General features: G+C 70.8%; 22 protein-coding genes. 8 read left to right on the top strand and 14 right to left on the bottom strand.

Going from position 1 to position 23,080, the window contains the following annotated elements; translation table 11 throughout:
* Positions 1 to 51: 51 nt before the first annotated feature.
* Entirely contained in the window at positions 52 to 528 is a 477-nt protein-coding gene (locus ACBI99_RS33480; protein ID WP_219509796.1) for a Clp protease N-terminal domain-containing protein, read from the top strand.
* Here ACBI99_RS33480 and ACBI99_RS33475 read toward each other — a convergent pair.
* The 6 genes from ACBI99_RS33475 to ACBI99_RS33450 all read right to left on the bottom strand — a co-directional run bounded on the left by ACBI99_RS33475 (position 493) and on the right by ACBI99_RS33450 (position 8,383).
* Positions 493 to 2,865 (bottom strand): glycoside hydrolase family 2 protein, encoded by a 2,373-nt coding sequence (locus ACBI99_RS33475; protein ID WP_375074279.1) that lies wholly within the window; start codon positions 2,863 to 2,865, stop codon positions 493 to 495. The two genes, ACBI99_RS33480 and ACBI99_RS33475, sit on opposite strands and share 36 nt — an antisense overlap.
* 10 nt (positions 2,866 to 2,875) lie before the next feature.
* The gene (locus tag ACBI99_RS33470) at positions 2,876 to 3,751 is read right to left on the bottom strand and encodes an ATP-binding cassette domain-containing protein (RefSeq protein WP_364171389.1); all 876 of its coding nucleotides are present in this window, start codon (positions 3,749 to 3,751) and stop codon (positions 2,876 to 2,878) included.
* Entirely contained in the window at positions 3,751 to 4,692 is a 942-nt protein-coding gene (locus tag ACBI99_RS33465; protein WP_375074278.1) for an ABC transporter ATP-binding protein, read from the bottom strand. The genes ACBI99_RS33470 and ACBI99_RS33465 overlap by 1 nt, the downstream gene beginning before the upstream one ends.
* Positions 4,689 to 5,573 carry an ABC transporter permease gene (locus ACBI99_RS33460; protein ID WP_219509790.1) on the bottom strand — a complete coding sequence of 295 codons (885 nt, stop codon included), beginning with the start codon at positions 5,571 to 5,573 and terminating at the stop codon, positions 4,689 to 4,691. Before ACBI99_RS33460 ends, ACBI99_RS33465 begins: the two co-directional genes overlap by 4 nt.
* Positions 5,570 to 6,562, bottom strand: coding sequence for an ABC transporter permease (locus ACBI99_RS33455; RefSeq protein ID WP_375074277.1), 993 nt, complete (start codon positions 6,560 to 6,562; stop codon positions 5,570 to 5,572). Before ACBI99_RS33455 ends, ACBI99_RS33460 begins: the two co-directional genes overlap by 4 nt.
* Before the next feature lie 63 nt (positions 6,563 to 6,625).
* On the bottom strand, positions 6,626 to 8,383 hold the full coding sequence (locus ACBI99_RS33450; RefSeq protein WP_375074276.1) for an ABC transporter substrate-binding protein: 1,758 nt from the start codon (positions 8,381 to 8,383) through the stop codon (positions 6,626 to 6,628).
* 322 nt (positions 8,384 to 8,705) lie between these two features.
* On the opposite strand from ACBI99_RS33450, the gene ACBI99_RS33445 reads away from it, so the two are divergent.
* Positions 8,706 to 9,746 carry a LacI family DNA-binding transcriptional regulator gene (locus ACBI99_RS33445; protein WP_219509787.1) on the top strand — a complete coding sequence of 347 codons (1,041 nt, stop codon included), beginning with the start codon at positions 8,706 to 8,708 and terminating at the stop codon, positions 9,744 to 9,746.
* 237 nt (positions 9,747 to 9,983) lie between these two features.
* Here the strand turns inward: ACBI99_RS33445 and ACBI99_RS33440 are convergent, their stop codons facing one another.
* The 6 genes from ACBI99_RS33440 to ACBI99_RS33415 form a co-directional block, all read right to left on the bottom strand.
* Entirely contained in the window at positions 9,984 to 11,285 is a 1,302-nt protein-coding gene (locus ACBI99_RS33440) for an AAA family ATPase (protein ID WP_219509785.1), read from the bottom strand.
* 70 nt (positions 11,286 to 11,355) lie between these two features.
* Entirely contained in the window at positions 11,356 to 12,246 is an 891-nt protein-coding gene (locus tag ACBI99_RS33435) for an acyltransferase domain-containing protein (RefSeq protein ID WP_375074275.1), read from the bottom strand.
* Positions 12,247 to 12,279: 33 nt separating this feature from the next.
* On the bottom strand, positions 12,280 to 12,888 hold the full coding sequence (locus tag ACBI99_RS33430) for a dihydrofolate reductase family protein (RefSeq protein ID WP_357583204.1): 609 nt from the start codon (positions 12,886 to 12,888) through the stop codon (positions 12,280 to 12,282).
* Between the two features lie 98 nt (positions 12,889 to 12,986).
* Positions 12,987 to 13,334, bottom strand: coding sequence for a DoxX family protein (locus tag ACBI99_RS33425; RefSeq protein WP_219509782.1), 348 nt, complete (start codon positions 13,332 to 13,334; stop codon positions 12,987 to 12,989).
* A gap of 85 nt (positions 13,335 to 13,419) precedes the next feature.
* A complete protein-coding gene (locus ACBI99_RS33420) occupies positions 13,420 to 14,148 on the bottom strand; it encodes a phytanoyl-CoA dioxygenase family protein (protein WP_219509781.1) in 729 nt (242 codons plus the stop codon).
* Positions 14,148 to 14,747: a TetR/AcrR family transcriptional regulator gene (locus ACBI99_RS33415; RefSeq protein ID WP_219509780.1), complete on the bottom strand. Its 600-nt coding sequence runs from the start codon at positions 14,745 to 14,747 to the stop codon at positions 14,148 to 14,150. The genes ACBI99_RS33420 and ACBI99_RS33415 overlap by 1 nt, the downstream gene beginning before the upstream one ends.
* 190 nt (positions 14,748 to 14,937) lie before the next feature.
* On the opposite strand from ACBI99_RS33415, the gene ACBI99_RS33410 reads away from it, so the two are divergent.
* From ACBI99_RS33410 to ACBI99_RS33385, 6 genes are read left to right on the top strand one after another with little or no spacing between them, the layout of a single operon-like run.
* The gene (locus ACBI99_RS33410) at positions 14,938 to 15,945 is read left to right on the top strand and encodes a LacI family DNA-binding transcriptional regulator (RefSeq protein ID WP_375074274.1); all 1,008 of its coding nucleotides are present in this window, start codon (positions 14,938 to 14,940) and stop codon (positions 15,943 to 15,945) included.
* Positions 15,946 to 15,960: 15 nt separating this feature from the next.
* The gene (locus tag ACBI99_RS33405; protein WP_357583198.1) at positions 15,961 to 17,226 is read left to right on the top strand and encodes a sugar ABC transporter substrate-binding protein; all 1,266 of its coding nucleotides are present in this window, start codon (positions 15,961 to 15,963) and stop codon (positions 17,224 to 17,226) included.
* A complete protein-coding gene (locus ACBI99_RS33400; protein ID WP_219501623.1) occupies positions 17,223 to 18,104 on the top strand; it encodes a carbohydrate ABC transporter permease in 882 nt (293 codons plus the stop codon). Before ACBI99_RS33405 ends, ACBI99_RS33400 begins: the two co-directional genes overlap by 4 nt.
* The gene (locus tag ACBI99_RS33395; protein WP_219501621.1) at positions 18,104 to 18,910 is read left to right on the top strand and encodes a carbohydrate ABC transporter permease; all 807 of its coding nucleotides are present in this window, start codon (positions 18,104 to 18,106) and stop codon (positions 18,908 to 18,910) included. The genes ACBI99_RS33400 and ACBI99_RS33395 overlap by 1 nt, the downstream gene beginning before the upstream one ends.
* A 10-nt stretch (positions 18,911 to 18,920) precedes the next feature.
* Positions 18,921 to 20,276, top strand: coding sequence for a sulfatase-like hydrolase/transferase (locus ACBI99_RS33390; protein WP_375074273.1), 1,356 nt, complete (start codon positions 18,921 to 18,923; stop codon positions 20,274 to 20,276).
* A gap of 45 nt (positions 20,277 to 20,321) precedes the next feature.
* Positions 20,322 to 20,912, top strand: coding sequence for an AAA family ATPase (locus tag ACBI99_RS33385; RefSeq protein ID WP_246644230.1), 591 nt, complete (start codon positions 20,322 to 20,324; stop codon positions 20,910 to 20,912).
* Between the two features lie 11 nt (positions 20,913 to 20,923).
* Here the strand turns inward: ACBI99_RS33385 and ACBI99_RS33380 are convergent, their stop codons facing one another.
* Positions 20,924 to 21,070, bottom strand: a complete 147-nt coding sequence (locus ACBI99_RS33380) for a hypothetical protein (RefSeq protein WP_219501617.1) — start codon at positions 21,068 to 21,070, stop codon at positions 20,924 to 20,926.
* A gap of 26 nt (positions 21,071 to 21,096) precedes the next feature.
* Entirely contained in the window at positions 21,097 to 23,046 is a 1,950-nt protein-coding gene (locus ACBI99_RS33375; protein WP_375074272.1) for a family 10 glycosylhydrolase, read from the bottom strand.
* Between the last annotated feature and the right edge of the window lie 34 nt (positions 23,047 to 23,080).

The raw sequence follows: 23,080 nt of genomic DNA, 5'->3' as shown, positions 1-23,080 counted from the left end.
TCACTAGCATGCTCAGCGACGAAACCTGATCCACCTGCGAGGAGTGGCGGCATGTTCGAGAAGTTCACCGGACGGGCGCGGCGCGTCCTCATCCTGGCCCAGGAAGAGGCCAGGATGCTCAGCCACGACTCCATCGGCGGCGAGCACCTCCTGCTCGGCCTGATCCATGAGAACGAGGGCCTGGGCGCCCATGTCCTCAAGAGCCTGGGCCTCACCCTTGAGGGTCTGCGCTCCCAGGTCGCGGAGAGCAGGGGCCGAGGCGGGCAGCCCGCGCAGGGCTACCTGCCGTTCACCCCGCCGGCCGAGCAGGCGCTCAAGGCGGCGCACGAGGAGGCCGTGCGGCGCGGCCTCGACTACGTCGGCACCGAGCACCTCCTGCTCGGCCTCGTCCGCGACGGTGCGAGCCCGGGCGCCCAGGTGCTGGTCAAGCTCGGCGTCGACCTCGGCCGGATCGAGCGCACGGTGGACGAGTTCGTCCAGCGGACGCTCGGGTCAGCGGTCGTTGACGCAGCGCAGGACCGGGGGTGAGGTCAGGGCGTCCGCGTCCAGCGATTCGCCCGTCGTCACGTGGAAGGTCGCCGTCTCGCCCGGCAGGAGGGTGACGAGCAGGTCGTCCACCGAGGCCGCCGGGTCGAGGCGGTCGGGGAAGAGCGCCAGGTCGCGCAGGACCGTACGGGCGGTGACCGTGACCCGGTAGCCGCCGTCCATCGGCTCGGCGCTCGCGTCGTAGGCCGCCAGGGGGAACGCCACGGCCGGGTCCTCGGCGAAGAACACCACGGTGCGCCGGTCGCCGAGCGAGACCGTGAGCAGCTCGCCCGACGGGTCGTCCGGCGCCGACAACGCGGGCGGCAGCGGCACCCGGACGACCGAGCGCGGCGCGGCCTCGACCGGGACCGACTCCTTGGCCAGCGGTTCGCCGGCGAGGGTCCGGCGGACCAGCAGCAGCTCGCCGCGCCACGCCGCGCCGCCGTCGTTGACCACCGCCACCTCGTCCCCCTGCACGCTGAGCAGCCGGTCGGCGTAGACGCGGCGGAGCGCGTACCAGAGGGGCTTGCGGCGGCCGTCGCCGTCGACGGCGGCCCACGAGGTGACCGGCCAGCAGTCGTTGAGCTGCCACACGATCGTGCCCATGCAGTGCGGCGCGAGCGCGCGGAACCGCTCGATGCCGAACGTCATGGCCCTGGCCTGGTTGAGCTGGGTCAGGTAGTGCCAGTCGTCGAACGAGCCGGGCCGGGGCAGGTGGTCGCCGAGTCCGCGCAGCAGCTTGGCGTTGCCGTCGTCGGCCTTCTGGTGGTGCAGCACGAGCGGCGCGTCGGCGGCCAGCTCGCCGGAGACGGCGCGGCGCAGCGTGGCGTACGCGGGCGGGCCCTGGAAGCCGAACTCGGCGACGAACCGGGGCGTGTAGGCGGCGTAGCGGGTGTAGTCCTCGCGGTTCCACACGTCCCAGATGTGGATGGTGCCGCTCGACGGGTCCTGCGGGTGCCGGCCCGGGTCGGCGGAGAACGGGCTTCCCGGGATGTACGGGCGGGTGGGGTCCAGCTCGGCGACGATCGACGGCAGCAGGTCGTGGTAGAAGCCGCCGCCCCAGCTCCGGCCCTCCAGCGGCTCCTGCCAGGACCAGTCGGCGTACCCCTCCAGGTTCTCGTTGTTGCCGCACCACAGCACCAGGCCGGGGTGCGGGGCCAGGCGGGTGACCTGCTCGCGGGCCTCGGCGGTCACCTCGGCGCGGAACGGCTCCTCCTCCGGGTAGGCGGCGCAGGCGAACGGGAAGTCCTGCCACACCATCAGCCCCAGCTCGCCGGCCAGGTCGTAGAAGTCCTCGCTCTCGTACAGCCCGCCGCCCCACACCCGCAGCAGGTTGACCCCGGCGTCCACGGCCTGGGCGAACCGGGCGGCCAGGCGTTCGCGGGTGACGCGGCTCGGGAAGCAGTCGTCGGGGATCCAGTTGACGCCCTTGACGAACACCGGCTCCCCGTTGACCGACAGCCGGAACGCGTCCCGGTCCAGCTCGACGCTCCGGAAGCCGATCTTCCGCTGCCAGCGGGACCCGCCGAGCCGCACGGTCAGCTCGTACCGGTGCGGCTCGCCGTACCCGCGCGGCGACCAGAGCAGCGGGTCGGGCACGGACAGGGAGACGACGGCGGTGCGCTGCCCGGCGGCGAGCGGCACCTCGGCGCTGACCCCGGCCACGTCGGCGGTGAGCGTGAGCGGCGCCTCGGTGGCGCGCTCGACGCGCACGTGCACGTCCACCACGCCGGCCGGGCCGTCCAGCCGCACCTGCGGACGGACCTCGGCCAGCCGGGCGCCGCTCCAGCTCTCCAGCCCGATCGGCCGCCAGATCCCGGCCGTGACCAGCGCGGGCCCCCAGTCCCAGCCGAAGTTGCAGGCCATCTTGCGCACGAACGGGTACGGGGCCGCGTAGGCGCCGGGCCGGAAGCCGAGCCGTTCGCGCTGCGCCTCGGCGTGGGCGACGGCCGGCTCGAACGTCACGGTGAGCGTGTTGGCGCCCTCGCGCAGCAGGTGGCGCACCGGGAACCGGTAGGAGCGGTGCTGGTTGGCGGTGCTGCCCACGGTGACGCCGTTGAGCGTGACCGTGGCGACCGTGTCGAGGCCGTCGCACACCAGATCGGTGCGCTCGTGCTCGTCGCCCTGCCAGGTGAGGACCGTCGTGTACGCCCAGCGGGTGTCGCCGATCCAGGCCAGCCGGTTCTCGTTGTCGTCCAGGTAGGGGTCGTCGATGAGGCCGGCGGCCAGCAGGTCGGTGTGCACGCAGCCGGGCACGCTCGCGGGCACGTCCGTCGGTCCGGCGTCCCGCGGGACGGCCGACAGGGTCCAGCCGTCGTGCAACGGTCGGTACGCGCTCAAGTAGGTCTCCTTAGCAGTCGCTGAGCTGGGCACATGCCACGAAGTGCCCGGGGTCGGCCTCCAGCAGCCCGCCGGTGGCGCCGCGCTCGTGGTAGAGGCAGGTGGTGACCGGCGCGGCCTCCTCCCAGGGCGCGTGCAGCCGGGGGACGGCCGACAGGAGTTGCCTGGTGTAGGGGTGCAACGGGTCATCAAACACCTTCGCCGTCACGCCCATCTCCACCACCGTGCCGCGCCGCAGCACGACGGTACGCTCGGCCAGGTAGTGCCCGAGCGACAGGTCGTGCGTCACGTACAGCACGCCGAGACCCCGGCCCTTGAGCTCGGCCAGCAGGTTGAGCACGTCGATGCGGGTGGAGGCGTCGAGCATGCTGGTGATCTCGTCGGCGATCAGCAGCTTGAGGTCGAGCAGCAGCGCCCGCGCGATGAGCAGCCGCTGCAACTGGCCGCCGCTGAGCTGGTGGGGGAACTTGCCCAGCACCTCGTCCGGGTTGAGCCGCACGTCGCGGACGGCCGAGCGGACCCGTTCGGCCCACTCGGCCTCGGGGACCGCCGGGTAGTAGCTCTCCTTGATGAGCCGGAACACCCGGTCGGCCTTGAAGACGGGGTTGTAGCAGCTGAACGGGTCCTGGAAGACGCCCTGGACGGACCGGTAGTACTCCTTGCCCGGCCGGACCGCGACGCCGTCCACGGTGATGGAGCCGCTGGTGATCGGGACGAGGCCGAGGATCATCTTGCCGAGCGTGCTCTTTCCGCTGCCGCTCTCGCCGATGAGCGAGACGACCTCGCCGGGCCGCACGTCGAAGCTCACCGCGTCCACGGCCGTCATGGTCCTGCCGCCGAAGGTGCCGACCTTGTACACCTTCGTGACGTTGTCGACTTTCAGCATCAGGCCTTCCAGCACGCGACGAAGTGGTTGGGCTCGATCTCGACCGGCGGCGGGTCCTCGGCGCACTCCTCGCCCGCCATCGGGCACCGGTCGCGGAACCGGCAGCCTTGGGGCGGGTCGAGCAGCGACGGCGGGCTGCCCGGGATGCCGGTCAGCTTGCGATCCTGGTGGCGCACGCCGATCTCCGGCAGCGAGTTGATCAGCAGCCGGGTGTACGGGTGCCGCGGGGCCTTGGTGAGCTGCTCCGATGGCGCCTTCTCGGCCAGCCTGCCCGCGTACATCACCATGATCGTGTCGGCGATGTGCGAGGTCAGCGCCAGGTCGTGGGTGATGAAAATCATGCTCTTGACGTAGCCGCTCTCCCGGAAGCCGAGCAGCGCCTTGGCCACCGCCTGCTGCGTCGACACGTCCAGCGCCGAGGTGATCTCGTCGGCGATCAGCAGCGACGGGTCGAGCAGCGTGGAGATGACCATCACCATGCGCTGCTTCATGCCGCCGGACAGCTCGATCGGATAGCGGCCGAGCACGTCACGCGGCAGGCCCACCAGGTCGAGGCGGCTCTCCAGCTCCTTGACGTCGAGCGTGACCCCGCGCGAGCGCAGCAGCTCGCCGACCATCCTGCCGATCCTGCGGGTCGGGTTCATGGCGCTCATCGAGTACTGCGGGATGAGCGACACCTCGTGGAAGCGGAACGCGACCATCGCCCTGTCGTCGCCGACGGGCAGCTCGCGGCCGTCGAGCTCGACCGTGCCGCCCGCGTGACGCATCCGGCCGTCCATCCGGATCAGGCTCTTGCCCAGCGTCGTCTTGCCGCAGCCGGACTCGCCCGCCAGGCCTAGGATCTCGCCGTCCGCCATGCCGAAGGAGACCCCGTCGAGCGCCTTCACCTCGCCCCTGAGCGTGCGGTAGTGCACCCTCAGATCGTTGACCCGCAGACTCATGTCTCCCTCAGCTTCGGGTTGAAGACCTCGTCGAGGCCCACGTTGGCCACGTACAGGGCGCCCACGACGGCGGTGATGGCCGCACCCGGCGGGACGAACCACCACCACAGGCCGAGCTGGAGCGCGCTCCACTGGGTCGCGTTCTGCAGCATCAGGCCGAGCGAGACGCCCTCGGTCGGCCCCAGGCCGATGAAGTCGAGCGAGGCCGCGATCAGGATGGAGCCGCCGAACAGCAGGATGAAGGTCATGAACAGGTACGAGCTCATGTTGGGCGCGATCTCCCGCATGATGATCCTGCGGGTGCTCACGCCGCTCAGCCTGGCCAGGTCCACGAAGTCGCGGCTGCGCAGCGAGAACGTCTGCGCCCGGATCGCCCGAGCCGCCCACGGCCACGAGGTCAGGCCGATGAACAGCGCCTGGAGGCCGACGCTCCTGATGCCCAGGTAGGCGTTGATGATGAGCAGCACGGCCAGCGTGGGGATGACCAGCACGACGTTCGTCAGCATGTTGAGCACCTCGTCGACCAGGCCGCCCCGGTAGCCCGCGACGAACCCGATCGCCATCGCGATCACCGCCGCGATCCCGCCGCCCATCGCCCCGGCCAGGAACGTCGTGCGCAGCCCGTACACGAACTGGGTGAACACGTCCTGGCCGAACGTCGTCGTGCCGAACCAGTGCTCGGCCGAGGGCGGCAGCATGGGCCCGGCCACGTACTCGTTGGGCGGGGCCGAGCCGAGCAGCAGCGGCCCGAGCAGCCCGACGAGCAGCAGCACGAGCACGATGCCGAAGCCGATGAGCAGCTTGGTGTTGCGCACCGCGAAGTACAGCGCCTCGCGGCGCACCACCCGCTCTTCCGCGGGCAGGGTGGTGGTCGTGGTCATGCGGCACCCGCCATTCCCGCTCGTGTCCGGGGATCGACGATCACGTACACGATGTCGATGATGAAGTTGGCCAGCAGCACCCCGATCACGATGAACATGAACGTGCCCTGGAGCAGGAAGAAGTCCTGGTTCTGGATGGCCTTGAGGATCAGGCTGCCGAGCCCCGGGTAGGAGAACACGATCTCGGTCACCAGCGCCCCCGCGACGAGCACGCCGAGCTGCAGCGCCAGGCCGGTGATCTGGGGCAGGATCGCGTTCCTGAAGGCGTAGCGGCGGATCAGCCGGGTCGGCGCGCCGAGCGCCGCCAGGTAGTTGGAGTAGTCCGACTCCAGCTCGTAGATGATCATGTTGCGCATGCCGATCGCCCAGCCGCCCAGCGCCACGATGAACAGCGACAGGAACGGCAGCGTCCAGTGGTGCAGCAGGTTGACCAGGAAGGCCCAGCTCCAGCTCGGCTGCAGCGCGAAGCTGTAGCCGCCGGCCACCGGGAACCAGCCCGCCGTCACGCCCAGCCCCCACGCCAGGATCACGGCCAGCCACATGTACGGCATCGCCGTCAGGACGTAGCCGACCGGCAGGACCGTGTTGTCCAGCAGCTTGCGCCGCGCCGCGAACGCGCCCAGCCGGTTGCCGATCCAGTAGCTGAGCAGCACCGCCGGGATCATCAACCCCAGCGTGTACGGGACCGCGCCGAGGATGACGTCGGCCACCGGGGTCGGGAACACCCAGATGCTGATGCCGAAGTCACCCTGGAACAGGGCGCCCCAGAAGTTCAGGTACTGCTGCCAGATCGGCTGGTCGAAGCCGAACAGGTTGGTGTAGTAGGTCCGCATCGCCTCGACGGCCGCCGGCTGCGACACGCGGGCCCTGGCCAGCATGCTCGCGACGGGGTCGCCGGGCATGAAGCGCGGGATCATCCAGTTGACGGTGACGGCGACCACGAAGGTCAGCCCGTAGATGAGCAGTTTCCTGCCGAAGTATTGGCGCACGTGAGGTCTCCCAAGCGGCCCCCTCCGCCCGGGGGGCGGGCGGAGGGGGCACCCGTCATCCGGTCAGCCGGCCGCCGGCTGGAGCTGGGTGAGCGTCTCGAATCCGCCCAGCTCAAGCCAGTTGCGCCACATCACGGGAGCCGACTTGGGCGTCCCGGCGGCCGACGACGGCCAGTTCTTCCACACGCTGGTGCTGGACTGGGACCACAGGCCGTTGTACCAGAGCGGGATGATCGGCATCTCCTGGAGGTGGATCTTCTGGATCTCGGAGATGACCTTCTTCATGCCCTCGATGTCGTCGGTCTTGACCCGGTCGAGCTGCTGGACGAGCTCCCAGGCCTTCTTGTTCTCGTACCGCCCGAAGTTGACGGTGTTCTGCTGCTTCCTGATCGGGAGCTGGAAGATGTAGTCGTAGTAGGTCCACGGGCTGCTGGAGAGCTGCCGCTCGTTGTTGACCACCAGGTCGAACTTGCCCTCGCCGCGCTTCTGCACGAGCGCGTTGAAGTCGGGGAACTCGGGGTTGACGTCGATCCCGGCCGCCTTGGCGCTGCTGGAGATGACGCGGGCCGCCTCCATCCAGTCGGTCCAGCCGGCGGGCACCTCGATGGTCAGGCTGATCTTGGAGCCGTCCTTGTTCTCCACCAGCCCGTCGCCGTCGGTGTCCTTGTAGCCGGCGTCGGCCAGCGCCTTCTTGGCGGCGGCGGTGTCGAAGGTGAACCCGTCGGAGGCCACCACGCCCTGATCGACGAACTGGTCCCACTGCGGCAGCAGGCCGGTCGGGCTGGCCGCCTTGACCAGGTTGCCGTAGACGCCCTCGACGATCTTCTTGACGTCCACGGACGCGGCCAGCGCCTTGCGGAAGGCCGGGTCGTCCATCGGCTTCTTCGTGGTGTTGGGCACCAGCCAGGCGGTGTTGGCCGACAGCATGTACGGCGGCTCGTTGTAGAACGTCGTGATGCCGAAGTTGCCCTTGACCAGGTTGGCGACGCCGGGCAGGAAGTTGTTGCTCATGTCCATGCCCTTCTGCAGGAGCATGCCCATGGCCACCTCGTTGCTGGGGGTGGCGACGTCGACGATGTACCGGGGCTTGGGCTCCATGCCGAGCGCCGTCTTGCCCCACCAGTCGTCGCGCTTGACCCAGACCACGCGGTCCTGGTCGTGGCTCTGATACTTGTACGCGCCGCTGCCCACCGGGTTCTCGTTGACGCCGTTGAGCACGTCCTCCTCGGAGCGGTCCTTCCAGACGTGCTCCGGCACGATGACGCGGCTGTAGAGGTTGAAGTCCCATTCCTGGTAGTTGGCCTGGGAGAACGTGAAGCGCACGGTCTGGTCGTCGACCGCCTCGACGCTCTTCAGCCAGTCCCAGATGTTGTGGTACGGGATCGTCTCCATCTTGCCGAGGCTGTAGGAGAACGCCACGTCCTTGGCCGTCAGCGGCTTCCCGTCGGACCAGGTGACCCCGGTGCGGATCTTGGCCTCGTACGTGGTGTCGTCCACCCAGCTTCCGCTCTCGGCGATCCACGGGGTGAGCTTGGCCGCGTTCGGGTCGTAGTGGAACAGGCTCTCGTAGACCAGGCCCTTGGTGCCGGTGGCGGAGTCCCATTCGCGGATCGGGTTGAAGTTGGCCGGCGGGCCCCACTGGGTGCCGGTGGTGTAGAGGGTCTCGTTGCGCGGCAGCTCGCCCGTGGCGCCCTGGCCGGTGGCGGCGGGGGCGGCTTGGGTGTTCTGGGTGGCCGCCGGTGTGGCGCCGCCGCCCGTACAGGCGGTGGCCGTCAGGCCAGCCGCGAGGAGCGGTATCAGGATCCGCGCCCGGGTCTGCATCTGTTTCTCCTTCCCCCACCGAAGCGGAGGTCGACCGTCCTGTCCAACCCCGAGATCGGCGGCCCGGGACGTGTGACGCCGCCGCTTCCCCGGTCCGGCGAAAGCCCGCTGACCTGCACAGGAGTCGCTTGGGAGCGCTCCCGCGACCGGCCGTGCCGAGCGCTGTCGCTGAACCGGTGAAGTACCGTGACGGTAAATACGGCGTGACGACGGCGTCAAGAGTCGTGATGCGTTTGAGACGATGGGGCCGCCGAAGTGCGGTTGGGGAGGGCGGTAGTAAAGTTCGGGTGCACTGACTAACCGGTTCACAAGTGGAGGCTCGGTGAAGCGACCGACGATCGCCGACATCGCCCGGCGAGCGGGCGTCTCCAAAGTGGCCGTCTCCTACGCCCTCAACGACCGCCCCGGCGTCTCCCCCGCCAAACGCGCCGCCATCAAGGCCATCGCCGAGGAGATCGGCTGGCGCCCCAACTCCGCCGCCCGCGCGCTCAACGGCGCCCGCGCCCGCTCCGTCGGCCTCACCGTGTGCCGGCCCGCCCGCATCCTCGGCGTCGAGCCGTTCTTCATGGAGCTGATCAGCGGCATCGAGAGCGAGCTGGCCAGCCACTCCTACGCGCTGATGCTCCAGGTCGCCGCCTCACCCGACCAGGAGATGGACATCTACCGCCGTTGGTGGGGCGAAGGCCGCGTCGACGGCGCCATCCTCGTCGACCTGCGCTTCTCCGACGCCCGCGTCACCGCGCTCAAGGAGCTCGGCCTGCCCGCCGTCGTCATCGGCCACCCGTCGGAGGCCGGCGCCCTGACCCCCGTCTGGTCCGACGACGCCGTCGCCATCCGGGAGACCGTCGAATACCTGGCGGCACTCGGCCACCGCCGCATCGCCCGCGTCGCCGGCCTGCCCGAGCTCGTCCACACCGTGCTGCGCGACCAGGCGTTCACCGCCGCCTGCGACGACCTGGGCCTCGACCGGCCCGCCATCATGCACACCGACTACACCGGCGAGGAGGGCGCCCGCGCCACCCGCCGCCTCGTCAGCGCCGCCACCCGGCCCACGGCCGTCGTCTACGACAACGACATCATGGCCGTGGCGGGCATGTCGGCCGCCCACGAGATGCGCCTCGACGTCCCCGGCGACCTGTCGATCGTCGCCTGGGACGACTCGGCGCTCTCCCAGGTCGTCCGCCCCGCCCTCAGCGCCCTGACCCGCGACATCCCCGCCTACGGCGCCCACGCCGCCCGCGCCCTCCTCGCCCTCATCGCCGGCGAGGAGGTCACCGGCATCCAGGACGAATCCGCCCGCCTCGTCCCCCGAGGCAGCACCGCCCCACCCCGCCCCGCCTCTTCACCGGAGCGACAGGCGTAGAGCCTCCAGGACGTCCGGGCCACCCAGCACGATGTCGGCGCCCGGGGTCGGCATGGTCGCGCTCGACCGCCGCCGACATCTGACGCAGCGCCAGCCTGACGCCTTCTTTCTCAAGGGCGGCGCCGGACCACTCCCTGCGGGCAGCACGGTGGTCCGCATCCGCCACTTTCGGCCGATCCGTGCGCGTGCGCAGCCGCAGCGACAGCTCAGGGTCCAGATCAGGGCGGGAGATCCGGATCAATCCCGCCTCCCCAGGCGGGAGGAGACCTCGTCCACCCGGGCCGAGAGCGAGCTCTCCAGCATTTTGCTGAGCTTTCGATATTCTTCGATCTCGGCTGTGGACGCCGAGCCCTCCAGGACTTTTTCCTCGAGGTCCCCGAGAATGCGCCGCACGCCCTCAGCCCTCCTCGAATAAGGACTGTCGACACCGAACAGCTCGGTCAGAATGGCGTCGTCACCGCTTCCGAAAACGACGCGCTCATGAAGATCCCGGTCGACGACGTGTGCCGCCCTGGGCTCATGAGGTCCGGGAAGGGAAACCAGCCCGTTGGCGGCGGCGGTCTGACAGATGTACGGGCTGTGCGTGGTCACGATGAACTGGACGAGCGGAAAGTGGTCCGTCAACCATTCACCGATCTTCTTCTGCCAGCTGACGTGCAGATGGTTCTCGACCTCGTCCACGAGAACGACACCCGGATACGCCAGCGTCGGTGTCTCGCCGGCATAGCTGACGCGCACCCTGCCATAGGCGAGATGCATCTGGCGGATGATGTCGAGCACGAGTGCCGTAACCGCCTTGTACCCCTCGCTCATCCGGCGCAGCGGCATCTCCGTGCCGTCATCCTGCCGCACCCACAACCCGTCGGAATCGACGCGCACCACCGTGTGGCCGTCGGGAAGCATGCCGTCGGCCAGCAAGGAAAGCACTGCCTCCAGCAGCTCGGCGGCGCCCGGACGCCCTTCCAGCTGGTAGAGATGCTGCTCGACCAGCCAGCTGACGCCCTCCACGAGACTCACGTCCTCGTCGAAGAGCGTCCGCAACCCCGCGTACATGGCTGCCCGCGACGATTCGCCACGCCCCAGCGCGGCTGCGGACAGCCGGCGGAAGGGCCCGTAGCCCGCGAAGAACCATCCTTCTCCAGGGGCGAATCGCAAGCGTCTCGTGCCCTTGGCCCGGCCTGAGGTCATGGCCCACTGCGGAGTCAGGTGGGAGCCGTCGGAGTCGTTCCAGCGCAGTTCGAAGTCCTGCGGACCGAAGTCCAGCCCTCCGTCGAACTCCGAGTCCTGCACCACCGTGACACGCAGGAACCCCTGCTCCCCCTCGGGCGCGCCTCGCCAGCCCTCCCAATCGCGGACGAAGTACTGGCCGATGACTCCCAGCGCTATCGCCTGCAGGATCGTCGTCTTGCCCGATCCGTTCCGCCCGGCGAGAACCGTCCAGCCCGCGTAGGAGCCGTCCGGACGACTGAAGTCGAGGTCCACCTGCCTGGGACCGGAGAAACCTCGAAGCCCCTGGATGACAAGCCGCGATATGTACATGGTGCGCCTCCTTCCAGGACCCTCCAGGCCGGCGGTGCAACTCTACGACTTTCACCGGTGGGCGACCGTGTCATTCGGCCGGGGCGCCCGCCAGGGGGGTCCAGCCGGTGGTGGCGTGCCAGGTGTTGCCGGCGCGGAGGTGGTCGCCGACGGCGCGTTCCAGGTTGGTGCGGCGGGGCAGGTCCGGGGCGAGCCGCGCGTCGGCGCCGAAGACGAACGGGACGATGCCGCCGTCGTTGTCCGAGCGGTAGGCCGGCCGGAAGCGGCGCTGGAAGCGGACGATGTTGGACTCCTCCGGCAGGTAGCGGGCGAGCTGCTCGTCGAGCAGCCACGAGCCGCAGAAGGCGTAGCGCGGCCGCTCCTCGGGGAAGTGGCGCGGGAAGAACGCGGCGGCTTCGGCGAAGGCCGCGTCACACGCCTCGGGCGTCATCGGGCCGAGGAAGTCGGGGATGTGCACGGAGAGCGCCGGTTCGCCCGGCTCGCACGGCAGCCCGGCGGCCTTGATCGACTCGGCCAGGCGCTCGTCGAGCGTGGCGCGCTCGAACTGCAGCCGCCCCAGCTCGTAGATCATGCCGCGGAAGTGCAGCATGAGCCAGAACGGCGCGTTGAGCCCGCCGGTGCCGAGCCTCTTGCGGTAGACGGCCATGTTGCGGCCCAGGTCGGCCAGCGTGCGCGAGGAGACGTCGTCCGGGATGCCGCGGGAGCGGTGGTATTCGCGGACGTGCGGCGCGGCGGCCATGAACACGTGCACGTAGAAGTACGGGTCGGGCAGGTCGGGGAAGCGCGGCGGGTCGTCCAGGTCGCCCATGGCCGACACCAGGGTGCGCACGTTGCTTTCCAGCAGCCGCCACGCCTCGGTGCCCGGCCGGGGACGGGCCGCGAGGACGCCGGCCACGTCCTCGTGGGGCACCGTCAGGCGCAGGAGTTCGGGGACCGGGTCGGGCGGGAGGAGGTCTTTCATGTGCCCGAACGCTAGAGGGTGCCGCGCCGCGACTCAAGCCACGGACCCGGTGCGGGGCTTGCCCTCCCACGCGTAGGTCACGTACAGGACTCCGGCGCCCGTGGTGGTGGAGCCGGTGAGCTTCAGCCCGGCCGGCATGGTGCCCGGGGCGAACAGGCGCTTGCCCTCGCCGAGGACGACGGGGAAGACGAGCAGCCGGTACTCGTCGACCAGTTCGTACCGCTGGAGGGTGTGGATGAGGTCGGTGCTGCCCTGGGTCATGATCTCGCCGTCGGTGGTCCGCTTGAGCTCGGCGACGGTCTCGGCGGCCTCGCCCGCCAGGACCGTCGTGTTGCGCCAGTCGGCGGTCCTGGGCGTGCGGGTGACGACGTACTTGGGCATGCTGTTGATCCGGGCGCCGCCCTCCTCGTCGGGCACGCCGGGCCAGTAGGAGGAGAGGATGTCGTAGGACCTGCGGCCCAGCAGCATGCCGGACGCCTGCTCGAGCTGGTCGCCCATGATCTGGCCGAACACCTCGTCGACGTGCGGGGCCAGCCAGCCGCCGTGGGTGAAGCCGTTGGAGTCGTCCTCGCCCGGTCCGCCGGGGCCCTGCATGACCCCGTCGAGCGACACGAACGCCGACACCACCAGTTTGCTCGCCATGTTCCTGCTCCTTCTCGCTTTCGATGTGCCTTCAGCATCGCGGAGGCCGTTTACGGAATCCTTACGGCTTCCCTTCCCCGCTTCTGAAGGCGCGCCGTTCAGCCGGCGAGGCCGAGCGCCAGGGAGGCGATCACCGGGGCGGCGTAGATCATCGGGAACGGCAGGTGCGAGAACCAGCGGGCGCGGGCCACGGTGACGACGGCGCCGGTGAAGTACAGCACCAGGCCGATCGCCGCCGCGACGCCGACGGCCGGGACGAGCAGCCCGGCGGCCAGTCCGAGCGCGCCCGCCGCCTTGGCCGCGCCGAGCCACGGCCACCAGGCGCGCGGGATGCCGTAGGCGGCCAGGGGCTCCACGACCCACTTGGCGCGCATGAAGACGGAGACGGCCGAGAAGCCGGTGGTGGCGGCGGCCAGCAGGGTGATGATCACGTAGGTGGTGGACATGGGTGACGCTCCTCTGTGTGTTTCTGCCTTCATCACCCCGACCCGCCCCGGCGGGGAGGTGTGACAGAGGGAGGAGAGATTTTTTCTAGGCGAACAGCCGCTCCGGGTGCATGCCGTCGACCAGGCCGGTGTCGGGCGGGTGGACGCTGTAGCCGAGCATGCGGCGGACCCGCCCGGTGAGCTGGCGGGCGACCTCGCGGCCCGGTGAGAGCGTGAACGCCTCGCGGGTGCGCAGCCAGGGCTCGCAGTAGTGGGCGGTGACCGTCAGCCGGGGCGCGGCCAGGTCGGGAAGCGGCGGGCGGGCGTGCCAGAGGGTGCCGAGGAGCAGCACGCACGAGCCGGCCTGGACGGGCAGCGGGACGCCGGAGCCGATCGGGGTGCGGTCGTCGGGCCAGCGGTGGCTGCCCGGCCAGACGGTGATCGCGGCGTCGTCGAGGGGCCACAGGGCGGCCACGGACAGGGCGGGGCGCGGGCGGGGCAGCGGGTAGTGCCGGTCGTCCGGCGCGGGCGGGCGGGCCGGGGCGCCGGGGCGCACCTCGATCACTTCGAGCTGGGACAGCAGGAAGTTCGGCAGCAGGAGGCGGTCCAGGAAGGCGAGGGCCGCCGGGTGGTCGAGCAGGGGGTCGACGGCCCGGGTGTTGGTCAGCACGCCGAAGACCTGCCGGAGGTGGCCGGTGCGGAAGGGGTCGCGGCCGGCCGGGCCGAGCAGCGGGGTGAGGTCGGCGCGGATGCGTCGGCAGGCGGCCGGGGTGAGCACGCCGGGCAGCACGAGGAAGCCGTCGCGGTGCAGTGCGGACAGGGCGCCGGCGGCCATCAGCCGTCTCCTCGCGGGCGGGCGCCGAGCGCGGCGGTGCTGAACTCCCACAGCTCGCGCAGCACCGTCGCCCGCTCGGGCCGGGGGTCCTGGTCGAGGACGACGGTGAAGACGGCGCGCATGCCGCCCACCACGGCCGTGGCCAGCAGCTCGGGGTCGCGGCCCGCGACGACGGCGCCTTCGGCCTGGCCCGCGGCGACGTGTTTGGCGCCGAGTGTGATGACGAGCTTGAAGCAGCGCGCCTCCATGGCCGCCACCTCGGCGTCGCCGACCATGCGGCCGAGGACGACGGGGGCCAGCGGGTCGTCGTAGACGCGGTCGACCCAGGTGGTGAGCTGGGCGCGCCACCGGTCGAGCCAGGTGTCGCCGTCGAAGCTGACCAGGACGGTGTCGGCCACCAGCCGCTCGTAGAAGTCCTCCAGGAGCGCGCTCATCAGGCCGCTGCGGGTGCCGAAGTAGCGGTACGGCAGGCCGACGCTGAGGCCGGCGCGCCGGGCGACGGCCGCCACCTCGACGTCGCCGGTGGCGATGAGCTCGTCGGCGGCGGCTTCGAGCAGGCGGCGGCGGCTGGCGGCGGCGCGTTCGGACAACGGTTCCACGCCTCCATGTTGGTTGAGCTCAACTCAACTTGCAAGATGGGGCCTCCCGCTACGGGCATTCGTGTGTTAAACGATTAACCACTATGACGCAGCACACACTCGTCGTTCCGGCCGAGCATCACGTCACTCCACAAAGGGCCCGGATAAAAACCTACTTTACATGCAGGAAATACTATGTTATTCGTATAACATGAGACCTACCGCCAAACAGGTGGCAGAGCTCGCCGGAGTGTCGATCGCCACCGTGTCGTACGTGCTGGGCGGCCGGGACAGGCGGGTGGCCGCCGAGACCAGGCAGCGCGTGATCGACGCCGCCGCCCAGCTCGGCTACACCCCCAACCAGGCCGCCAGGAGCCTGCGGCGGCGGCGCACCCAGCGGGTGTGCCTGGTGCAGTCGTCGTTCGGCGGCGTGCCGACCGACGAGCGGCTGGCCCGCGACCTGCACGAGATGGCCGACGGCCACGGCTACTCGGTCGTCACGCTCACCGTCTACTCCGAGGCGCGCGCCGTCGCGGCGGTCGACGTGCTGCGCGGCGGCATCGCCGACGGCGTGCTGATCCACGCCGTCGGCGACCACCTCACCGAGGAGCTGCTGTCATCGGTCGTCGCCACCCGCATGCCGGCCGTGGTCATCGGCCAGGAGAACGTGCCTCCGGGCTGCGACGTCGTACGGACGCCGGAGGCCGAGGCGTGTGCCGAGGCGGTCGAGCACCTGATCGCGCAGGGCCGGCGGCGCATCGCGTTCCTGGCCCAGCGCTACGAGCTCTACCGCGAGCGGCCCGCCGGCCGGCTGCTCGGCTACACCACCGCGCTCGACCGGCACGGCGTCGACCCGGCGCGCCGGATCGTGGTGCCCGGCGCGGACGACCGCGTCGGCGCCTACCAGGCGGCCACCGCGCTGCTGCGCGGCCCGGAGCCGCCCGACGCGATCTTCGCGGCCAGCGACCGGGCCGCGATCAGCACGATCTGGGCCGCCAGGGACGCCGGGCTGCGCGTGCCCGACGACGTCGCCGTGGTCGGCGTCGGCAACATCGACGAAGGACTCATCGCCAACCCGCAGCTCAGCACCGTTGGCCCGCTCAGGCACGACTACACCGACGTCGTGCGCCTGCTCTTCGACCGCCTCCAGGCCGACGAGCCACTGCCCGACCGCGAGATCGTCCGCTCCTGGGCGTTCCTGCGCCGGGGCTCTTCCTAGAAGGGAACCGATGAGATGTCCCCCGCCCTCTCCCGCCGCGACCTGCTCCGCCTGGCGTCGGCCGCCGCCGCCGTCCCCCTCCTGAACGCCTGCGCCGGCGCCCCGCCCGCCCCGTCCGCCGAGCCCGGCACGTTCACCGTCTACTGGAACGCCGGCCACGACTACCAGGCCTACCGCAAGGTGATCGCCGAGTTCGAGCAGGCCCACCAGGTCAAGGTCAACTTCCAGAAGTACCAGTGGCCCGACCTGCGCACCCGCCTGCTGGCCGACTTCGCCTCCGGCAGCGTGCCCGACGTGGTCGAGGAGCCCGGCGGCTGGGTCCAGGACTTCGCGATCTCCGGCAACGCCCTGTCGCTGCAGGAGTACGTCGACCGTGACGGCCGGGCGATGGGCTTCCCGTCCGACTGGCGTCCCGTCACCGTCGAGCGGAACTCGTACCAGGGCCAGGTGTACGGCGTGCAGCTCCACCTGACGTGCACGCTGCTGCTCTACAACAAGGGCATGCTGGACGCGGCCGGCGTCGAGCCGCCCACCACCTGGGAGGAGCTGCTGGAGGCGGCCGGGAAGCTCACCAAGGGCGACGTGTACGGCATCGCGCTCAACCAGGACCACGGCTACGCCGGGCCGTGGCTGATGCAGAACGGCGTGCGCTACTACGACCCGGCGACCAAGGGCGTGCTGGTGCCGCACGACGCGGCCGTGGAGGCGATGCGCTTCCAGGCCGAGCTGGTGCACAAGCACAAGGTCGCGCCGGTGCCGGTGTCGGGCACCGACTACTCGGGGCCGCAGAAGCTGTTCTCCGCCAAGCGGGCCGCGATGATCATCACCGGGCCGTGGGACCTGGGGCCGATCAAGCAGACCAGCCCCGACATCGAGGTCGGCTACGCGGCCCCGCTCAAGGGCCGCGAGCAGGCCACGAACGCGGCGGGGACCAGCGTGTTCGTCCCGGCCAAGGCACGCAGGCCCGACCTGTCATGGGACTTCGTCAAGCGGATCACCGCGCTGGAGGTCGAGCGGGCCGCCACCGAGGAGGTCGGCATGCTGATGCCGCGCCTCTCCTGGGCGGAGCTGCCCGAGGTGCAGGCCGACCCGGGGATCAAGGCGTTCGCCGACGCGCTCGGCATGGCCCGCGACGCCAGCCAGGAGATCCGGCTGACCGGGCAGTTCGGGCGCTTCGACGACGAGCTGAAGAAGATGTACCAGTCGGTGCTCATCCAGAACGAGCCCGCCGCGGCGGCCGTCGAGAAGTTCGCCGAGGCGGCCCGGGGTTACCTGAAATGAGCGTGCTGCGCCCGCGTACGCTCTCCGCCCGGTATGCCCGCACCGCCTACCTGTTCCTGCTGCCGGCGATCCTGTTCTTCGCCGCCTTCTTCTACCTGCCGATCGGGAACGTGGTCTCCACGAGCCTGATGACGGGGCCGTCCGCGGACCGGTTCGCCGGGCTGGGCAACTACACCCAGGCGCTGGCCGATCCGGCGGTGCGGCACTCGTTCCTGGTCACCGGCGGGTTCGCGCTGATCGTGGTGGCCGGGTCGATCGTGCTCGGGCTGGGCCTGGCGATGGCGCTGGACCAGCCGCTCAGGGGGCGGGTGGCGTTCCGGGTGATGCTGCTCGTGCCCTACCTGACGTCGGTGGCGATCGTCGGGCTGCTCTGGCGCAACATCCTCGACCCGGAGCTCGGCGTGCTCAACCGGACGCTGGCCGCCCTCGGGCTGCCGGAGCAGCAGTGGCTCAACACCAGCCCGCTGCTGACCATCGCCGCCGTCACGCTATGGCAGAGCGTCGGCTACACGATGGTGCTGTTCCTGGCCGGGCTGCAGGGCATCCCCGAGACGTTCCACGAGGCGGCGAAGATCGACGGGGCCGACGCGTGGCACCGGTTCTGGCGGATCACGCTGCCGCTGCTCGCGCCGACGACGCTGTTCGTGTCGGTGATGGCGGTGATCTCCGGGCTCCAGGCGTTCGGGCAGGCGTACATCATCACCAACGGCGGGCCGGGCGACGCCACCGACCTGTCGGTGTTCCACATCTTCAACGTCGCCTTCCGTGCCCGCGACTTCGGCTACGCCTCGGCGCAGTCGGTGCTGCTGCTGATCGTGATCGTCGCCTTCACGCTCGTCCAGCTCCGGGCCGGGCGGCGCGGGGAGGTGCAGTACTGATGCGGCGCGCGCTGCTCTACACGCTGCTGACCGTGGCCTCGCTGGTGATGGTGCTGCCGCTGCTCTACATGCTCTCGCTGTCGCTGCAGACCGAGGCCGAGACGCTGTCGGCCGAGGCCGTGGTGTGGCCGGAGTCGCCGCAGTGGGGCAACTACGCCGAGCTGTTCGCCCGGGCGCCGTTCGGCGACTTCATCGTCAACAGCCTGGTCGTGGCCGGCGGGATCACGCTGGCGCACCTGCTGTTCGACCCGCTGGTCGGGTACGTGTTCGCCAAGTTCCGCTTCCCGCTGCGCAACACGCTGTTCGTGGCGTTGCTGGCGACGCTGATGGTGCCGTTCTTCGTGCGGATGATCCCGCTCTACGTGCTGATGGCACACCTCGGGTGGATCAACACGTACCAGGGGCTGATCACGCCGTTCCTGATGGACGCGTTCGGGATCTTCCTCATGCGGCAGTTCATCCAGCCGATCCCGGACGACCTCATCCACGCCGCGCGCATCGACGGGGCGTCGGAGTTCGCCATCTACCGGCGGATCATCCTGCCGCAGACGCGCCCGGCGCTGGCCGTGCTCGGCCTGTTCACGTTCGTCTTCCAGTGGAACGAGTTCCTGTGGCCGCTGGTGGCGACCACGACGCCCGAGATGCGGACGATCCCCGTCGGGCTCACGCTGTTCAACCAGGAGTACTTCACGCTCTGGCACCTGACGGCCGCGGGCTCGGTGATCCTGTTCGTGCCCACCGCCGTCCTGTTCATCGTCACCCAGCGCTACTTCGTCCGCGGCATCGCGCTGACCGGCCTTCGTTAGGAGCTTCTTCTTGGCACGCCCGAACGTGATCGTGATCCTGACCGACCAGCAGCGGTGGGACACCGTCGGCCCCTTCACCCCCAACCTCGACAGGATGGCCAGGCACGGCACCCAGGCCACGGTCGCGCTCACGCCGCAGCCGGTGTGCGCGCCCGCCCGCGCCGCGCTGCAGACCGGGCGCTACCCGACGACGGTCGGGGTGCACCGCAACGGGCTCACGCTGCCGGCGGAGGAGCGCACGCTGGCCCACCGGTTCGGCGAGGCCGGCTACGCCACCGGGTACATCGGCAAATGGCACCTGGCCCAGGGCGACCCGGTGCCGCAGGATCAGCGCGGCGGCTACCGGAGCTGGCTGGCGGCCAACACGCTGGAGTTCACCTCCGACGCCTACCGGACGATCGTCTACGACGAGGCCGAGGAGCCCGTCTTCCTGCCCGGCTACCGCTCCGACGCGCTGGTGGACGCCGCCGTCCGGTTCGTCGCCGACCACCACGAGGAGCCGTTCTTCCTGTTCCTGTCGTTCCTGGAGCCGCACCACCAGAACGAGGTCGACAACTACCCGGCGCCCGACGGCTACGAGGAGCGCTATCAGGGCCGCTGGCTACCGCCCGACCTGGCGGCGCTCGGCGGCACCGCGCACCGGCATCTCGGCGGCTACCTCGGCCAGGTCAAACGGCTGGACGAGGGGCTGGGGCGGCTGCTCGACGCGCTGCGCAGCATGGAGCTGCTCGACGACACGATCGTGGCCTACACCTCCGACCACGGCAGCCACTTCAAGACGCGCAACGACGAGTACAAGCGGTCCTGCCACGACGCCTCGCTGCGGGTGCCGCTGGCCGTACGCGGTCCGGGCTTCGACGGCGGGGGCGCGATCGCACGGCCGGTCAGCACCCTCGACCTGCCGCCGACGCTGCTGGAGGCCGCCGGGCTGCCGGTGCCGGAGGACATGCAGGGGCGCTCGTTCCTGCCGCTGCTGCGCGACTCCCGCGCCGAGTGGCCCGGCGAGGTGTTCTTCCAGGTGAGCGAGTCGGAGGTGGGGCGCGGCATCCGCACGTCCCGGTGGAAGTACTACGCGGTGGCCGAGGACGCCGACCCGTGGCACGACGCCGGCTCGCCGCGCTACCGCGAGCAGGCCCTGTACGACCTCGACAGCGACCCGCACGAGCTGGTCAACCTGGCCGGGCTGCGCTCGCACCTGGAGGTGTCGGCGGAGCTGCGCGAACGGCTGCTGCGCCGGATCGCCGAGGCGGGCGAGCCCGAACCGGTCATCGACCCGGCCCCGGAACGCGACTCCGACGTGCTCGCCGATCCCGTCGTCCGCCTCGGCGGTCCCGCTCCGGCCCGATTCGGCCACCAAGCTCGCTAGGTTGGGGGGACGTGCGTCTGAGGGTTCGTGGGAAGGTGAGCAGTTTTGTCCATCTCTGTGCCCGCTGCCCGGGAGACGTCCCTGCACTTCCCCGCCGGATCGCTGGTGATCCTCACCGGCCTGCCCGGCGCGGGCAAGACCACGCTGCTGCGCCGCCTGTACGGCCTGACCGGGACCGAGAGCGGCCCGGTCACGGCGGGCGGCGCGGCGGTGATCGACTCCATGCAGTCACGCCTGCACTGGGCCGGCGGGCTGCGCTGGGCCCCGAAGCCGGTGCGGACGTTCGTGGTGTTCTGCACGCACCTGTGGCGGATTCGCGCGGCGGTGCGGGCCGGGCGGTCCGTGGTCGCCCACAACCGGGGCTGCGGCGCGTTCGTGCTGCGCGCGTTCGCCTGGATGGGCCGGCGGGGCGGCTTCCACCTGGTGTTGCTGGACGTCACGCCGGAGGTGGCGAAGGCGGGCCAGCACGCCAGGGGCCGCGTCGTGCCGGACCGGACGTTCGCCCGGCACCACCGCCGCTGCCACGCCCTGCTGGCGCGCGCCCGAGCGGGCCGGCCGGCGCCCGCTCACAGCGCCAGGGTCCTGGACCGGGCGGAGGCCGACCTGCTGGAGAGCATCCGCTTCGGCCGGCCGTGAGCTGGCGGCGGCTAGTGGCGGCGGGAGCGGAACCGGTCCAGGAACCGGCGTGCCTTGTGCTGGTTGCGGGGGTCTCGGGCCATCCGTTTGGCCTTCTCGATCGTCTGCCTGCCCTGGGGGCTGCGGAGGTAGGCGCGCACGCGGTCTATGAGGGTCATGCGCGCCCCCTACCCAGAACCGCGGGTCACACGCGGGTTATGCGCACGGCGTCGGCGATGACGTAACCCGGCGCGGAGGTCCAGCGGCTCACCCCCACCACGTTGTACGTGCCCGCGGCCAGCGAGAACGTGCCGAGCACGCGCCAGGCGCCGCCGCCCGAGCGCTGGTCCACGGTGACGGTCTGGTTGCCGCCCGCCGCGGCCACGATGTGCGGCGCGGCGCTGCTGTAGCCGGCGTTGGCCGGGTGCCACACCTCGACGCGGTAGCTGCCCGCGGCGGGGATCGCGGCCCGGAACCAGGCCGGGTCGCTGGCTGAGACCGGGTCGGCGAAGCGGTAGTCGGTGCCGTGGAGCTGCGGGGAGTAGGTGGAGGTGCCCCAGGCGGCGCTCGCGGTGAAGGCGGCGTCGGCGTTGTCGACGGTGACGCTGAAGGTCTCGCCGGAGCCGGTCACGGACCTGCCGGCGCTGGGGGCGCTCTCCTGGTGGGTGCGGGTGAGCGCGGTCACGTAGTAGGTGTAGGCGGTGCCGGGCGCGGCCGTGGTGTCGGTGTAGGCGGTCTTCGTCGTGGTGGCGACCAGGTTGCGGGCGTCGGCGAACGCGCACTCGCCGGCGGCTCCGGTGGTGCGGTAGATCGCGTAGTAGCGGGCGCCGGAGCCCTGGAAGGCCAGCGAGACGCCGTTCGTGACGCGGGTGGCCGAGGTGATCGACGGCGCGGCGGGCGCAGCGGCGGAGCCGCGGGCGGGCAGCAGCGCCGGCTTGCCGTAGTGGGCGGCGGCCAGCGTGGAGAACGAGCCGATGCGGTCGGCCCTGACGTCCTTGGCGCTGAAGTACACGTCGCCGGCGACCTCGGGGTGCAACCGGTTGACGTGCAGGTGGTCGCTCAGCTCGTTGCGGTCCTGCCAGGCGGCGTCCTGGCCGGAGGCGCCCGCGCGGTAGGCGGCCTGGCCGATGACGAGCTGGGTGCCGGTGCCCCGGACTACCTCGGCCCACCAGGCGGTCAGCACCTCGTACGCGGCCGTGCTGAAGCCGATGTGCCAGTAGATCTGCGGCGAGATGTAGTCCACCCAGCCCTGCTTGACCCAGCGGCGGCTGTCGGCGTAGATCGCGTCGTACGACTGGAGTCCGGAGGTGCGCGAGCCGAGCGGGTCGGCGGAGGCGTTGCGCCAGATGCCGAACGGGCTGATGCCGAACGTCACGTGCGGCTTGGCGGCGTGGATGCGCTGGTCGAGCTCGCGTACGAGGAGGTTGACGTTCTCGCGGCGCCAGTCGTGGATGTTCATCCCGCCGCCGTGCTGGGAGTACGCGGCCGAGTCCGGGATGGTCTGGCCGCTGACGGGATAGGGGTAGAAGTAGTCGTCGAGGTGGACGCCGTCGATGTCGTAGCGGCTGACCGCGTCCATGATCACGTCTTCGATGAAGTCGCGGACCTCGGGCAGGCCGGGGTTGTAGTAGAGCTTGCCGCCGTAGGCGAAGCGCCAGGCGGGGTTGCGGCGCGCCGGGTGGGTGGAGATCAGGCGGCTGGGGTCGTCGTGGTTGGCCACGCGGTAGGGGTTGAACCAGGCGTGCAGCTCCAGGTTGCGGGCGTGCGCCTCGGCGACCATGAAGGCGAGCGGGTCATAGCCGGGGTCGCGTCCCTGGGTGCCGGTGAGCCACTGCGACCACGGTTCCAGGCTGGAGGGCCAGAACGTGTCGGCGGTCGGCCGCACCTGGACGACCACGGCGTTCATCCGGCGCTGTACGGCCAGGTCGAGCCAGGAGCGGAACTCGGCCTGCTGGGCGGCCACGCTCAGTCCGGTGCGGCTGGGCCAGTCGATGTTGGCGACGCTGGAGATCCACATGGCCCTGAGCTGGCGCTTGGGCGTGGCGGGGTCGACGGTGCAGGCGGAGGAGGCCGCCGCGGGTGCGGTCGCGGGCGCCACGGCGCCGGCTAAGACGGCCAGCAGGGTCGTCAGGACGAGACGCAGAAGCGTGGTCACGAAGGGAAGTTTCAGCCGACTTCCCGTAGAGCGC

The sequence above is a fragment of the Nonomuraea sp. ATR24 genome (genome assembly GCF_041950485.1).
GTDB classification, from domain to species: domain Bacteria; phylum Actinomycetota; class Actinomycetes; order Streptosporangiales; family Streptosporangiaceae; genus Nonomuraea; species Nonomuraea ceibae.
The sequence above is the reverse complement of the archived record's forward strand: the minus strand, read 5'-3'. Positions and strand labels throughout refer to the sequence as shown.